The following is a 14,238-nucleotide window of genomic DNA, read 5'->3' on the forward strand; positions in this document are numbered from 1 at the left end:
CCCGACCGCCCGGGGCCCCTGCTACTCGGTCTTGCCGCCCTGCTGGTGGACGGTGCCGTCCGGGTTGCTGCCCCGGAAGGAGAGCAGCACGACGAGGATTCCGCCGCAGACGATCGCCGAGTCGGCGAGGTTGAAGACCGCGAAGTGCTGGACGGAGATGAAGTCGACGACGTGCCCGCGGAAGACGCCCGGCGAGCGGAACAGCCGGTCGGTGAGGTTGCCCAGGGCCCCGCCGAGCAGCAGCCCGAGCGCGATCGCCCAGGGCAGGCTGTACAGCCGGCGGGCGATCCGCCAGATCACCACGATGACGGCCGAGGCGATCATCGTGAAGACGACGGTCAGCGCCTGCCCCATGCCGAAGGCGGCGCCGGAGTTGCGGATGACCTGGAAGGTGACGACGTCCCCGATCACCTTGATCGCCGCGTGGTTCTCCAGCCGGGCCACGACCAGCAGCTTGCTGCCGAGGTCGATCAGGAAGGCGAGCAGCGCGACGACCATCAGCACGCCGATCCGCCGACGGCCCTTCGGCGCCTCCGCCGCGGCCGGGGCGGTCGCCTCGGCGGGCTCGGCAGGCTCCGCGGGCTCGGTGGACTCGGCCACGGCCACCTCCACGGCTTCGGCGGGGGTCGGGACGGCGTCGTCCCGCGTCTGGGGGGAACCTTGCGTACTGATGATCCGCTCCGCTGCCGGTGGAGCTCCCCCGGTTGGAGGTGGGGGAGGGTGGGCCCGTGGTCGCCGTACCGGACACCTCCGAACCGGACGTGTCCCAGGATTCAGGCGACGTTACGGGGTCGAGCGTACGGCAAGCCCGACCCCCTGCGCCGCCCCGGTCGGCCGCGTCAGCGGCGTTCCTGCTTGGCCTTGCACTGCACGCAGAGCGTGGCCCGGGGGAAGGCCTGCATCCGGGCCTTCCCGATGGCCTGCCCGCAGGACTCGCAGGTGCCGAAGCCGACGCCCTCCAGCCTGGTCAGGGCCCGCTCGGTCTGGGCGAGGCTGTCCCGGGCGTTGTTGGCGAGCGCGAGCTCGCTCTCCCGCGAGATGTTCTTCGTACCGGCGTCCACCTGGTCGTCACCGGCTCCGTCGTTGGAGTCACGCATCAGGCCGGAGATGGCCGCCTCGGCGGCGTCGATCTCGTTCTGCAGCCGCTCCAGCTCGCTGATCAGCTCGGTGTGCAGCTCGTGGACCTCGTCGGTGGTCCACGGGTCCTCGCCGGGCCGGACCGGCAGCGTGGCCGGGTCCACCGACTCGGCGCCGCGCGGCACGGTGACGGTGTCGGTGCTGCTCTTCTGCCGTGCGGTAGTGGTCACGGTCCCCTCCCCTGGATCGGCCGCCACGGCCTTGCGTGCCCGCTTGGTGGCGGTACCCGCGCCGGTTGCCTTCTCAGCCATGGCTTCGACCCCATCTACGAACGAATCGAGCCGCCGGTTCCCGGCGGCCTCCAGTGCCGGAACGATAATCCCGATCAAAACCGGTCACAACATGACATTCCGACGCCCCATGATGATCCCACCCAGGCAGCCGCCCCAGCCGCCACGCCCCGCGCGCTGACCAGACTTGTGCCCAGATCACCCCCGCCTAACCGCCGCCGCCGCCGGCCCCGGAGCGCCCCGGCCGTCCACCGCGGGGAAAAACGATTTGGACAAACCGACTCGCCCGGCCGATACACTGGCCCTGCAAGGCGCAGATGGGACGAGTACCGACGTACGCAGCCACCAGCGACCCGGGGACGGTGCGAGCCCGGGGGTGTGCACGGCGGGAAGATCACCCCGGAGCCGCCGGAAGAACGGCCGCCCGCCACCGCGCGGGCCGGCCCACTAGACCCGGCAGCAAGCCCAAACAAGAGGGCCGCAGCAGCACCGCGGCCAAGGAGGGTGGTACCGCGGGGCGGCTCGCCGTCTCGTCCCTCCGTCGGATCCCGTTCACATCCGCCGGAGGTATGACGCCCGCGATGAGCACCTACAACTCCGTCCCCGCACAGGTGGACCTGCCCGCCCTCGAACACCGGATCCTGTCGTTCTGGCAGGACAACAAGATCTTCCAGCGCAGCCTGGAGCAGTCCGAGGGCCGCCCCGAGTGGGTCTTCTACGAGGGCCCGCCGACCGCCAACGGCATGCCCGGCGCCCACCACATCGAGGCCCGCGTCTTCAAGGACGTCTTCCCCCGCTTCCGGACGATGAAGGGCTACCACGTCGCCCGCAAGGCCGGCTGGGACTGCCACGGCCTCCCGGTCGAGCTCGCCGTCGAGAAGGAGCTGGGCTTCTCCGGCAAGCAGGACATCGAGGCGTACGGCATCGCCGAGTTCAACGCCAAGTGCCGCGAGTCGGTGACCCGCCACACCGACGCCTTCACCGAGCTGACCACCCGCATGGGGTACTGGGTCGACCTCGACGAGGCCTACCGGACGATGGACCCGTCGTACGTCCAGTCCGTCTGGTGGTCGCTCAAGCAGATCTTCGACAAGGGCCTGCTGGCCCAGGACCACCGGGTCGCCCCCTGGTGCCCGCGCTGCGGCACCGGCCTGTCCGACCACGAGCTGGCCCAGGGCTACGAGACCGTCGTCGACCCCTCGGTCTTCGTCCGCTTCCCGCTGACCAGCGGCCCGCTGGCCGGCCAGGCCGCGCTGCTGGTCTGGACCACCACCCCGTGGACCCTGGTCTCCAACACCGCCGCCGCCGTCCACCCGGAGGTCACCTACGTGGTGGCCACCGACGGCGAGGAGAAGCTGGTCGTCGCCGAGCCGCTGCTCGCCAAGGCCCTCGGCGAGGGCTGGGAGGCCACCGGCGAGTCCTTCACCGGCGCCGAGATGGAGCGCTGGGCCTACCGCCGCCCGTTCGACCTGGTCGAGATCGAGAACGCGCACTACGTCCTCAACGCCGACTACGTCACCACCGAGGACGGCACCGGCATCGTCCACCAGTCGCCCGCCTTCGGCGCGGACGACCTCGCGACCTGCCGCAGGTACGGCCTGCCGGTGGTCAACCCGGTGCTCGCCGACGGCACCTTCGCCCCCGCGGTCCCGCTGGTCGGCGGCCAGTTCTTCAAGAAGGCCGACGAGGCCCTGGTCGCGGACCTCAAGGAGCGCGGCCTGCTCTTCCGCCACCTCCCGTACGAGCACAGCTACCCGCACTGCTGGCGCTGCCACACCGCGCTGCTCTACTACGCGCAGCCGTCCTGGTACATCCGCACCACCGCGGTCAAGGACGCCCTGATCCGGGAGAACGAGGCCACCAACTGGTACCCGGAGAACGTGAAGCACGGCCGCTTCGGCGACTGGCTGAACAACAACGTCGACTGGGCGCTCAGCCGTAACCGCTACTGGGGCACCCCGCTGCCGATCTGGCGCTGCGAGGAGGGCCACCTCACCTGCGTCGGCTCGCTGGCCGAGCTCTCCGAGCTCACCGGCACCGACCAGAGCGAGCTCGACCCGCACCGCCCGTACATCGACGACGTGACCTTCGCCTGCCGCGAGTGCGGCGGCGCCTCGACCCGGGTCCCCGAGGTCATCGACGCCTGGTACGACTCGGGCTCGATGCCCTTCGCCCAGTACGGCTACCCGTACCAGAACAAGGAGCTGTTCGAGAAGCGCTACCCGGCGCAGTTCATCTCCGAGGCGATCGACCAGACCCGTGGCTGGTTCTACACGCTGATGGCGGTCGGCACCCTGGTGTTCGACAAGAACAGCTACGAGAACGTCGTCTGCCTGGGCCACATCCTGGCCGAGGACGGCCGCAAGATGTCCAAGCACCTGGGCAACATCCTGCAGCCGATCCCGCTGATGGACCAGCACGGCGCCGACGCCGTCCGCTGGTTCATGGCCGCCGGCGGCTCCCCCTGGTCGGCCCGCCGGGTCGGCCACGGCACCATCCAGGAGGTGGTCCGCAAGACCCTCCTCACCTACTGGAACACCGTCGCCTTCCAGGCCCTGTACGCCCGCACCGCCGACTGGTCCCCCTCGGCGGCCGATCCGGCCCCGGCCGACCGCCCGCAGCTGGACCGCTGGGTGCTCTCCGAGCTGAACACCCTGGTCCGCGAGGTCGACGCCGCCTTCGAGGCGTACGACACCCAGCGCGCCGGCAAGCTGCTGTCCGGCTTCGTCGACGACCTGTCCAACTGGTACGTCCGCCGCGGCCGCCGCCGCTTCTGGCAGGGCGACGCGGCCGCGCTCGCCACCCTGCACGAGGCGCTGGAGACGGTCACCCGCCTGATGGCCCCGATGACCCCGTTCATCACCGAGCAGGTCTGGCAGGACCTGGTCGTCCCGGTCGCCGCGGACGCCCCGGCCTCGGTCCACCTGGCCACCTGGCCGCAGGCGGACGAGTCGCTGATCGACACCGACCTCTCCCGGCACATGGCACTGGTCCGCCGCCTGGTGGAGCTCGGCCGGGCCACCCGCGCCGAGTCCGGCGTGAAGACCCGTCAGCCGCTGTCCCGCGCGCTGATCGCCGCCCAGGGCTGGGACGAGCTGCCCGCCGACCTGCGCGCGCAGATCGCCGAGGAGCTCAACGTCTCCACCCTGGAGTCGCTCGCCGAGGTCGGCGGCTCGCTCGTCGACACCAGCGCCAAGGCCAACTTCCGCGCCCTGGGCAAGCGGTTCGGCAAGGGCGTGCAGGACGTCGCCAAGGCGGTCGCCGCCACCGACGCCGCCCGCCTGGCCGCCGAACTGCGCGCCGACGGCGAGACCTCGGTCGAGCTGAACGGCGAGCCGGTCACCCTCTCCCCGGACGAGGTGATCATCACCGAGACTCCGCGCGAGGGCTGGGCCGTCGCCAACGAGTCCGGCGCCACCGTCGCCCTCGACCTGGCCATCACCCCGGAGCTCAAGCGGCTCGGCGTCGCCCGCGACGCCATCCGCCAGATCCAGGAGGCCCGCAAGAACTCCGGCCTCGACGTCGCCGACCGGATCGTCCTGCGCTGGCGGGCCACCACCGAGGAGACCGCCGAGGCCATCGCCGAGCACGGCCCCCTCGTCGCCGAGGAGGTCCTGGCCACCGACTTCGCCGCCGGCACGGCCGACTGGGACTCCGAGACCTTCGCCGACGAAGCCCTCGGCCTCGCCTTTCAGCTCCGCAAGGCCTGACCGACTCCGAAGCCGCCGTCACCCCGCCCGGGGCGACGGCGGCTTCGCCGTACCCGCGCGCCCCTGAAGCGACGTCACCACCCCGCGCGCGCCCGTATCACAGCAGAGCGCCCCCTGTTCGACCCGCGGGTCGAACAGGGGGCGCTCTCAAAAGGCCGTGCTACAACCTCAGTTGTCGCCGTCCTCGTCGATCAGGAAGCCCCGCATCGGCGCCGGCGCCTGCTGCATCGGCTGCGGAGGCTGCGGGCGGACGGCCGCCATCGGCTGCGTCATCCCGGCCGGCTGCATCTGCGGCGCGCCGGTGTTGCCACCGGACGCCTGGCCGCCGAAGCTCGGCGCCGGCGGGTTGCCGCCGAAGGAGTTCTGCCCGCCGAACGACGGTGCGTTGCCACCGAAGGCCGGCTGGTTGCCACCGAAGGCCGGGGCACCGCTCATCGCACCGGCACCGGCCGGAGCCATCGACGAGGCCGCCGGCGGCAGCGACGCGGTGGCGGGGATCCGCGGCGGGGCGAGCGAGTCGTCGGCCTGCGACTCCAGCTGGCGCAGCTGGGTCTCCAGGTACGACTTCAGGCGCGTCCGGTACTCGCGCTCGAACGCCCGCAGGTCCTCGACCTTGCGCTCCAGCGTGGCGCGCGCGGACTCCAGCGAGCCCATCGCGACGCGGTGCTTCTCCTGCGCGTCCCGCTCCAGGGCGTCGGCCTTGGCACGGGCGTCGCGCTCCAGGCCCTCGGCGCGGCTGCGGGCCTCGCCGACGATCTTGTTGGCCTCGGAACGGGCCTCCGAGATCGCCTGGTCGGCGGTCTGCTGAGCGAGCGCCAGGACGCGGGCGGCACTGTCGCCACCGGGGCCCTGCTGCTGCATCGGGGCGCCGAGCGGGCCGCCCATCTGCTGCTGCTGCGGGCCGCCCATGGGGCCGCCCATCGGCTGCATCTGCTGCTGCTGGCCCATGCCCTGGCCCATCGGGTTGCCCATCTGCTGCGGGCCACCGGGGCCGCCCATGGGCTGGAGCATCTGACCGCCCATCGGCTGGACCAGCTGCTGCTGGCCGCCCATGGTCTGGTTCATCTGCTGCTGCGGGCCGCCCATCTGCTGGGGGCCGGCGGGGAGCTGCGGGGCGCCGGAGGGCAGGCCGAGCGGCTGGTTGCCCATCTGCTGCTGCGGGCCGCCCATCTGCTGCTGCGGACCGCCGGGGCCCATCTGCTGCTGCTGCGGACCGGGGCCCTGCTGGCCGGGAACCGGCGGGCCGGATATGGCGGCCGGAACGGGAGCGCCGGAACGGGCGTCCTGCGGCGGCTCCTTCCGCATGTTCGCCTGGTTCTGCGCGGCGGCGCGAGTCGCGGCGGCCAGCTTGGCGCGCAGGTCCTCGTTCTCGCGAAGCAGGCGGGTCAGCTCTCCTTCGACCTCGTCGAGGAAGGCATCGACCTCGTCCTCGTCATAGCCTTCGCGCAGGCGGACGGTCGTGAACTGCTTGTTCCGAACGTCCTCGGGGGTCAATGGCATCTCTTCACCTCAACGTGATCGTCGGCACACCGGCATCCTGTCGCATCGCTCACCTACGACTAGGGCCGCACAAGCGAGATCAGGACATACACAATGATCATCAGTACGAAGAAGGACAGGTCGAGCGCCACGCCCCCGAAACGCAACGGCGGAATGAACCGCCGAAGAAGCTTGAGCGGCGGATCCGTGACAGTGTACGTGGCCTCCAGGACCAGGACCATGACCTTGCCGGGCCGCCACGAACGCGCGAACTGGAAGACCCAGTCCATGACCAGTCGCACGAGCAGGAACACCAGGAAGACGGTCAGGGCGTAGTAGATCACCGCCCACACGATGTCCATCGCGTTTCCCTCTCCCCGGTCCCGGGCCCTTGGGCCCGCCGCTCGTCACCTGTCGCTAATCCACTGTTGATCAGATCCACACGTAAAGTCGTGGCCGGGTCAGCTCTGGTTGAAGAACCCACCCTCGGCGATCCGTGCCTTGTCCTCCGCCGTGACATCGACGTTAGCAGGCGACAGCAGGAACACCTTCTGTGTCACGCGCTCGATACTGCCGTGCAGACCGAAGACGAGTCCAGCGGCGAAGTCTACGAGTCGCTTCGCGTCGGTGTCGTCCATCTCGGTCAGATTCATGATCACGGGGGTCCCGCCACGGAACTGTTCCCCGATGGTACGGGCCTCGTTGTAGGTCCGCGGGTGCAGCGTGGTGATGCGGTAGGGCTCTCGTTCGTTCACTACCTTGGGCATGATCACCGGGGCGCTCTTCTCCAGGTTGTGGCGGCGTTCGGGTGTGATGGACGACACTGGGGCCATCCTCGGGGTCTCCTGCCGGATCGGCACCGCGGCCGGGACCGGCTGCGGAGTGATCGAGGAGACCGGGGCGGGCGCGGCGGCCGGCCGGGGGATGTCCTCGGTCCGCTGTCCCGTTCGAATCGGCTCGGGGTCCGCGTCGTAGTCGTCGTCAGGGTCGTACCCCTGACCGTCGTACGTCTCGTCCTCCACGAGGCCGAGGTAGACCGCCATCTTGCGCATTGCGCCGGCCATGCTCCTGTCTCCTCCGCTCATAGCCACCTCGCTGGCGCTCGGTGGCGGCTTCGCGAAACGCGCACCTTCCGATGGTCGCTCGCTCTGCTCGCTCCGTGCGGACCGGCTCCGTCCCGGCGGCCAGGCCGTGCGGCCCTGCCTGCGGATTCCGCGGTCCACCCACGACGGCCCGTCAGGCCGACGGCCGGTCAGAGTTCTTGGGGTGGGGGCCGCGGAGCTGCGATCCACGGTTCGCTAGCGCTCCGAGGAGCTGCTAGATTCTGTCCTATTTTGTCCTGCAGTCTGATCTACTACCCGGTGACGTTACCTGAGGGGTGACCTCACTCCGAGTACCGCCGTTCCGACGCGCACATGTGTCGCCCCGGCGGCAATCGCCTGCTCAAGGTCACCGCTCATCCCTGCGGAGACCATGGTGGCAGCAGGATGGGTCGTGCGTACTGCGGTTGCGATTTCCGTCAGCCGCTCGAAGGCACGGAGCGGGTCCCCGGCGAGCGGACCGGCCAGCGGAGCGACGGTCATCACACCGTCCAGCCGCAGGCCGGGCGTGTCGGCGATCGCGTCCGTGAGTTCCGCGACATCCTCCGGGGCGACTCCGGCCCGGTGGGCCCCCTCGCCGTGCTCCTTGTCCAGAGCCACCTGCACCAGGCAACCCAGCTCCGGGCGCTCGGACTTGAGCACCGCCGCGGAGAGCGACCCGACCAGCCGCAGCCGGTCCACCGAGTGCACGTGGTTCGCGTACCGGACCACCGAGCGGACCTTGTTGGTCTGCAGCTGTCCGACGAAGTGCCAGTCAAGAGGAAGGTTTCTGCACTGCTCTGCCTTGGGTGCGGCGTCCTGGTCGCGGTTCTCCGCGACATCCGTCACACCCAGTCCGGCCAGCAGCGCGGTGTCCTCGGCGGGGTAGGTCTTGGTGACGACGACCAGGGTGACCTCGTCGCGCGGCCGTCCGGCGGCCGCACAGGCGTCGGCGATCCGCCGCTCGACCACGTCGAGGTTGGTTCCCAGCTCCTCGTACCGGGCCCGCTGCCCCTCCGTCAGGGTCTCCAGCCAGCTCTGGTCGGGAAGGCCGCCGCGACTCCCCGGGAACGGTCCGTAGATGTCGTTCGTCATCAATGATCAGAGCCCAACCAGACGTAGCTCGCGAGCCGGCCGGTGCGCTGCTCGCGGCGATAGGAGTAGTGATCCGCGGATTCGAGGGTGCAGACCGGTGACCGCACCACCTCGGTGACCCCGACGGCGGCCAGCTGGGCCGCGACCCCCTCGGCCACGTCCAGTGCCGGTGTTCCCCAGGAGGTCTCGGCGAACGCGGCGGGCACCACCGCGGCGACCTCAGCCCGCAGAGCGGCCGGCACCTCGTAGCACCGGCCGCAGACCGCCGGGCCGGTGGCCGCGGCGATCCGGCCGGGCTCGGCCCCCAGTTCGACCATCGCCCGCACGACCGCGGGCACCACCCCGGCCGCCAGCCCGGGCCGGCCCGCGTGGGCCGCGCCCACCACGCCCGCCACCGGGTCGGCCAGCAGCACCGGAGTGCAGTCGGCGGTCAGGACGGCGAGCGCGAGCGGCCGGTCGGTGACCACCGCGTCCACCGTGGGGGCGTCCCCCGGCGACTGGCGCTGCGTCACCACGGCGACCTGCGCGCCGTGCACCTGGTTCATCCAGACCACGTCGGCCGGGTCGAGCCCGAGCTCCCCGGCGGCGATCGCCCGGTTCTCCCGGACGGTCTCCGGGTCGTCCCCCACCGCCCCGCCGAGGTTGAGCTCCCCGTACGGCGAAGTGCTCACCCCGCCCCACCTGTCGGTGAAGGCGAAGTGAGCACCCGCGCGTACGGCGTGATCGATCACTTAAGGAAATCCGGGACGTCGAGCTCCTCCGCCGGGCTCTCGACGAACGGCTGCCGGACCGGCTGCACCTGCGGCGGCACCGGGGCGGCGGTCACGGTCTCGGTGGCGCGCGGAGAGGCGTGGGTCTCCCCCTCCGAACGGGACGTCACCGAGCCGATGCTCCCGTAGGACGGCCGGGTGGCCGGGCGCTCCGGGGCGGCCGGCGGCGTGGCCGCGGCGGCGGGGGTGGCCTTGACCACCGGGTCGCGGACGATCGCCGGCGGCTGCCCGCCGTCGAAGCCGGCCGCGATGACGGTGACCCGGACCTCGTCGCCGAGCGCGTCGTCGATGACCGCGCCGAAGATGATGTTGGCCTCGGGGTGCGCGGCCTCGCTGACCAGCTGGGCCGACTCGTTGATCTCGAACAGGCCGAGGTCGGAGCCGCCCGAGATGGAGAGCAGCACGCCGCGGGCGCCGTCGATCGAGGCCTCCAGCAGCGGCGAGGAGATCGCCATCACGGCGGCCGCCTTGGCGCGGTCCTCGCCGCGGGCCGAACCGATGCCCATGAGCGCCGAACCGGCCTCCGACATGACGGACTTGACGTCGGCGAAGTCGAGGTTGATCAGGCCGGGGGTGGTGATCAGGTCGGTGATGCCCTGGACACCGGAGAGCAGGACCTGGTCGGCCGAGCGGAACGCGTCGAGCACGCTGACCTGGCGGTCCGAGATGGACAGCAGCCGGTCGTTGGGGATCACGATGAGGGTGTCGACCTCTTCGCGCAGGCTCGCGATGCCGTCCTCGGCCTGGTTGGCGCGGCGGCGGCCCTCGAAGGTGAAGGGGCGGGTGACCACGCCGATGGTCAGGGCGCCGAGCGAACGGGCGATGTTGGCGACCACGGGCGCGCCACCGGTGCCCGTGCCACCTCCCTCACCCGCGGTGACGAAGACCATGTCGGCCCCCTTGAGGACCTCCTCGATCTCCTCGCGGTGGTCCTCGGCGGCCTTGCGGCCGACCTCGGGGTTGGCGCCGGCGCCGAGGCCCCGGGTGAGTTCACGGCCCACATCGAGCTTGACGTCGGCGTCGCTCATCAGGAGGGCCTGCGCATCGGTGTTGATCGCGATGAACTCGACGCCCTTGAGACCGACCTCGATCATCCGGTTGATGGCGTTGACACCACCGCCGCCGATTCCGACGACCTTGATGACTGCGAGGTAGTTCTGCGGTGCTGCCACGTCGAAGGCCTCTCGCCTCGAATTTCCGGGTCGGCCCGACCCGACGGGGGATCGTACCGACGGATGTCGATGGGTAGGGAGCCTGGTTTCTGACTGAATGTCCGAAATGCCGACCGCCGACCCCAACCCTAAACTTGACCTTTAGGGTTAGTCCTGTGCCTCCGTCACATCACCAGGGGGCACAGTCTGGTGACACAGGACACTAGGTGGCTCCAGGCACGTGTTTCAACGAACACGCCGAGCTTCCCCTTTTCTTTTGAGCCTATGTGATCATCGGCCGGCACATGAAACCGGGGTGACCACCAAGGGTCGGGCCGACACTTCACAGCGTCAACCCCTCCCTCAGGCACAGAACCTACCGGATCATCCCGACACCGCCGGCGCCTCCGGCGCACTCACGTCGAAGTTCGAGCCCTTCTGAGCCATCAACGCGACCAGTGCCCGGGCCTTGCGATCGGTCTGCTCCGGGCTCCCCCAGCGCACCGTCGCACCCCCGCTGAGCTGCAGCTGAATATCGTCGTACGAGTGCACCAGCACCGCTCCGGCCCGCTTCGCCACCTCCGGCGGCAGTCCGGCGGCCACCGACACCGCGCCCTGAACCAGCTGCGAACGGGAGATCACCCCGTCCGCGTCCTTCGCCTGCTGACTGAGCCGCAGCTCCACCACCGGCACCCCCTCCGGCGGGGCCGCCTCGGTGGCGAAGCTCACGCCGGAGGCGTCCACCTGGGTGAACTGGCCGTCCTCCCCCTTGACGGCGGCCACCGCCGTACGCTGGACGACCTTCACCCGCAGGGTGTGCGGCCAGCCCCGCCACACCTCGGCCTTCGCCACCCGGGGGATCGCCTCCACCCGGCGCTGGACGGCGTCCAGGTCCACTCTGGCCAGCGGGCCGTCACCGATCCCGCCGATCGCCTCGCGGACCTGGTCCGCCGTCAGCTTCTCGTCCTTCGGCCCCTGGACCGCGACCTCGCGCACGTCCAGCACCGAGGAGAAGAACACCACCCAGGCCAGCACGCCCAGCACCGCGGCGCCGAGCACGCTCAGCACCACGATGCCCCGCCGGGAGAGCCGGAGCCGAGGAGCGGACTCCTCGGCCTCCAGCTCTTCCTCCAACGGGTCGGCGAGCCGGCCGTCAGCCACGGCGGCGACCGCCGCGGGAGGCCTGGATCGCCTCGTAGACCATGCCGACCAGCAGGTCGTCGGCGTCCCGGCGGCCGAACTCGGCGGCGGCCCGGCTCATGTCCCACAGCCGCTGCGGATCGGTGAGCACCGGCAGCACGTTCTGCAGCACCCACTCCGGGGTCAGCTCGGCGTCGTCCACCAGCAGGCCGCCACCGGCCTTGACCATCGGCTGGGCGTTCAGCCGCTGCTCGCCGTTGCCGATCGGCAGCGGGACGAACGCGGCGGGCAGCCCGACGGCGGCCAGCTCGGCGACGGTCATGGCGCCGGCCCGGCAGAGCATCAGGTCCGCCGCCGCGTAGGCGAAGTCCATCCGGTCGACGTACGGCACCGCGCGGTACGGCGGCATCCCGGGGATGTCCTCGACCTGCGGCAGCTCGTTCTTCGGGCCGACGGCGTGCAGGATCTGCACGCCGTACTGCTGGAGCCGCGGGGCGATCGCGGTGACCACCTCGTTGAGCCGGCGCGCGCCCTGGGAGCCGCCGGAGACCAGCAGCGTGGGCAGCCGCTGGTCGAGGCCGAAGTAGTGCCGGGCCTCCGGCCTGGCGGCGCCCCGGTCCAGGGTGGCGATGGTCCGGCGCAGCGGGATGCCGATGTACCGGGAGTCGCGCAGCTTGCTGTCCGGCGTGGAGACCGCGACGAAGTCCGTGTAGCGGGCGCCGATCTTGTTGGCCAGGCCCGGACGGGCGTTCGCCTCGTGCACCACGATCGGCACCCCGGCCCGCTTGGCGGCCAGGTAGGCGGGCATCGCGACGTAGCCGCCGAAGCCGACCACGGCGTCCGCGTTGACCCGCTCGATGATCTCCTGGGCGGCCCGGACGGTGCCGCGCAGCCGGCCGGGGACGGTGATCAGCTCGGGGGTGGGCTTGCGGGGCAGCGGGACGGCCGGAATCAGCTCCAGCTGGTAGCCGCGTTCCGGCACCAGCCGGGTCTCCAGTCCGCGCTCGGTTCCCAGGGCGGTGATCCCGATGGACGGGTCGTGCCTGCGGAGGGCGTCCGCGAGGGCCAGCGCCGGCTCGATGTGACCGGCGGTCCCCCCGCCGGCGAGTACGACATGCACCGAAATTCACCGCTCCCTGCGTGCCGGCCCCGGGGCCGGGCGCGCTGTGGTTCGTCGTCGTGGCAGCACCCGGGCCAGTCGTCTCCTGATCCGGGAGTTCTTGCTCCGGGCGGCCAGCGCCGCCTTCGCGCCCGAGGTGCTGCGCGCCAGGCACAGCAGCACTCCGATCGCGGACATGGCCGACAGCATGGCGGAACCGCCGTAGGAGAACAGCGGGAGCGGGACGCCCGCGATGGGCAGCAGTCCCAGCGCCGACCCCAGGTTGATCATGGCCTGCGCCATGATCCAGGTGGTGGCGGCTCCCGCGGCGTACCTGACGAAGGGGTCCTTCGTACCGATGGCCACACGGATACCCGCGTAGCCTAGTGCCGCGAAGAGACCGATCACCGACAGCGTCCCCACCAGGCCCAGTTCCTCGCCGGTCGCGGCGAAGATGAAGTCGGTGTGCGCCTCGGGCAGCTGGCCCCATTTCTCCACGCCGGCACCGAGACCGGTGCCGAAGCCTCCGCCGAGCGCGAACGAGTAGACGCCGTGCAGCGCCTGGAAGCAGGCCCCGTCCGGGTCGGGCTTGGTGACGCCGATGCAGCCCAGGCGCTCCGCCCGGTGCGGGACGGTGATCACCAGCGCGGTGCAGACGACCACGGCCACCCCGACGGTGGCCACGAACAGCCGCAGCGGCGCGCCGACCATCCAGAGCAGCGCGAACAGCATCGCCACCAGGATCATCGAGGTGCCCATGTCGCCGCCGAGCATGATCAGCGCGAGCAGCAGCAGGGCGCCCGGCACCAGCGGGACGAGCAGGTGCTTCCAGGTGGTGAGGGTGCCGGCCTTCTGCTTGCGGGCGAGCAGGTCGGCGCCCCAGAGCACCAGCGCGAGCTTGGCGAACTCCGAGGGCTGGAACTGGAAGAAGCCGAAGTCCAGCCAGTTCTGGTTGCCGTTGATCCGCACCCCGATGCCGGGCACGGCGACCAGCGCGAGCGCGCCGATCACCCCGAACATCACCGGGTAGACGATCACCCGCAGCACCGCCAGCGGTACGGAGGCGAAGCCGATCAGCAGGACCAGGCCGAGGATGGCCGCGATCAGCTGCTTGAGGAAGTAGTACTGCGCCGAGTGGTGCTGGCCCAGAGCGAGGATCTGCGAGGCCGAGAAGACCATCATCAGACCGAGCACCACCAGCAGCAGCGTCGTGCCGATGACGAGCAGGTAGGGCGTGAGCGGCCGGTCCAGCCAGTACCGCACCCGGTACCGGAAGGCCCGGACCCGGGCCAGCGGTCCGGCCGACTTGTACTTGGTCGTGGTGGCCGAGATCACGCGCCACGGCTCG

12 protein-coding genes are annotated in these 14,238 nt (G+C 71.0%); 1 reads left to right on the forward strand and 11 read right to left on the reverse strand.

Annotation, left to right across the window (positions count from 1 at the left end):
- Positions 1–21: 21 nt before the first annotated feature.
- Both lspA and ABT015_RS29335 read right to left on the reverse strand, forming a co-directional pair.
- Complete coding sequence (gene lspA / locus ABT015_RS29330; protein ID WP_350884342.1) at positions 22–600, reverse strand: signal peptidase II; 579 nt, start codon at positions 598–600, stop codon at positions 22–24.
- Between the two features lie 239 nt (positions 601–839).
- Positions 840–1,307 carry a TraR/DksA family transcriptional regulator gene (locus ABT015_RS29335; protein ID WP_244293330.1) on the reverse strand — a complete coding sequence of 156 codons (468 nt, stop codon included), beginning with the start codon at positions 1,305–1,307 and terminating at the stop codon, positions 840–842.
- Positions 1,308–1,948: 641 nt separating this feature from the next.
- Here ABT015_RS29335 and ileS point away from each other — a divergent pair.
- The gene (ileS, locus tag ABT015_RS29340; protein ID WP_350884345.1) at positions 1,949–5,077 is read left to right on the forward strand and encodes an isoleucine--tRNA ligase; all 3,129 of its coding nucleotides are present in this window, start codon (positions 1,949–1,951) and stop codon (positions 5,075–5,077) included.
- A 168-nt stretch (positions 5,078–5,245) separates the two neighbouring features.
- On the opposite strand, the gene ABT015_RS29345 is transcribed toward ileS, so the two are convergent.
- The 9 genes from ABT015_RS29345 to ftsW form a co-directional block, all read right to left on the reverse strand.
- Positions 5,246–6,577 (reverse strand): DivIVA domain-containing protein, encoded by a 1,332-nt coding sequence (locus ABT015_RS29345; RefSeq protein ID WP_350884347.1) that lies wholly within the window; start codon positions 6,575–6,577, stop codon positions 5,246–5,248.
- Positions 6,578–6,636: 59 nt separating this feature from the next.
- The gene (locus ABT015_RS29350) at positions 6,637–6,918 is read right to left on the reverse strand and encodes a YggT family protein (protein ID WP_350884349.1); all 282 of its coding nucleotides are present in this window, start codon (positions 6,916–6,918) and stop codon (positions 6,637–6,639) included.
- A gap of 99 nt (positions 6,919–7,017) precedes the next feature.
- Positions 7,018–7,620 carry a cell division protein SepF gene (locus ABT015_RS29355; protein WP_031071810.1) on the reverse strand — a complete coding sequence of 201 codons (603 nt, stop codon included), beginning with the start codon at positions 7,618–7,620 and terminating at the stop codon, positions 7,018–7,020.
- 303 nt (positions 7,621–7,923) lie between these two features.
- The gene (locus ABT015_RS29360) at positions 7,924–8,730 is read right to left on the reverse strand and encodes a YggS family pyridoxal phosphate-dependent enzyme (protein ID WP_079135532.1); all 807 of its coding nucleotides are present in this window, start codon (positions 8,728–8,730) and stop codon (positions 7,924–7,926) included.
- A complete protein-coding gene (gene pgeF / locus ABT015_RS29365) occupies positions 8,730–9,461 on the reverse strand; it encodes a peptidoglycan editing factor PgeF (protein WP_350884351.1) in 732 nt (243 codons plus the stop codon). Before pgeF ends, ABT015_RS29360 begins: the two co-directional genes overlap by 1 nt.
- Positions 9,458–10,672 carry a cell division protein FtsZ gene (gene ftsZ, locus ABT015_RS29370; protein WP_350884353.1) on the reverse strand — a complete coding sequence of 405 codons (1,215 nt, stop codon included), beginning with the start codon at positions 10,670–10,672 and terminating at the stop codon, positions 9,458–9,460. The genes pgeF and ftsZ overlap by 4 nt, the downstream gene beginning before the upstream one ends.
- A 363-nt stretch (positions 10,673–11,035) precedes the next feature.
- Complete coding sequence (locus ABT015_RS29375; protein WP_350884355.1) at positions 11,036–11,812, reverse strand: cell division protein FtsQ/DivIB; 777 nt, start codon at positions 11,810–11,812, stop codon at positions 11,036–11,038.
- A complete protein-coding gene (gene murG / locus ABT015_RS29380) occupies positions 11,805–12,911 on the reverse strand; it encodes an undecaprenyldiphospho-muramoylpentapeptide beta-N-acetylglucosaminyltransferase (RefSeq protein ID WP_350884357.1) in 1,107 nt (368 codons plus the stop codon). Before murG ends, ABT015_RS29375 begins: the two co-directional genes overlap by 8 nt.
- A gap of 6 nt (positions 12,912–12,917) precedes the next feature.
- Entirely contained in the window at positions 12,918–14,225 is a 1,308-nt protein-coding gene (gene ftsW, locus ABT015_RS29385) for a putative lipid II flippase FtsW (RefSeq protein ID WP_371516659.1), read from the reverse strand.
- Positions 14,226–14,238 lie beyond the last annotated feature (13 nt).

Origin of the sequence: Kitasatospora sp. NPDC094016 (genome assembly GCF_040304045.1) — a bacterium.
Classification (GTDB): Bacteria; Actinomycetota; Actinomycetes; order Streptomycetales; family Streptomycetaceae; genus Kitasatospora.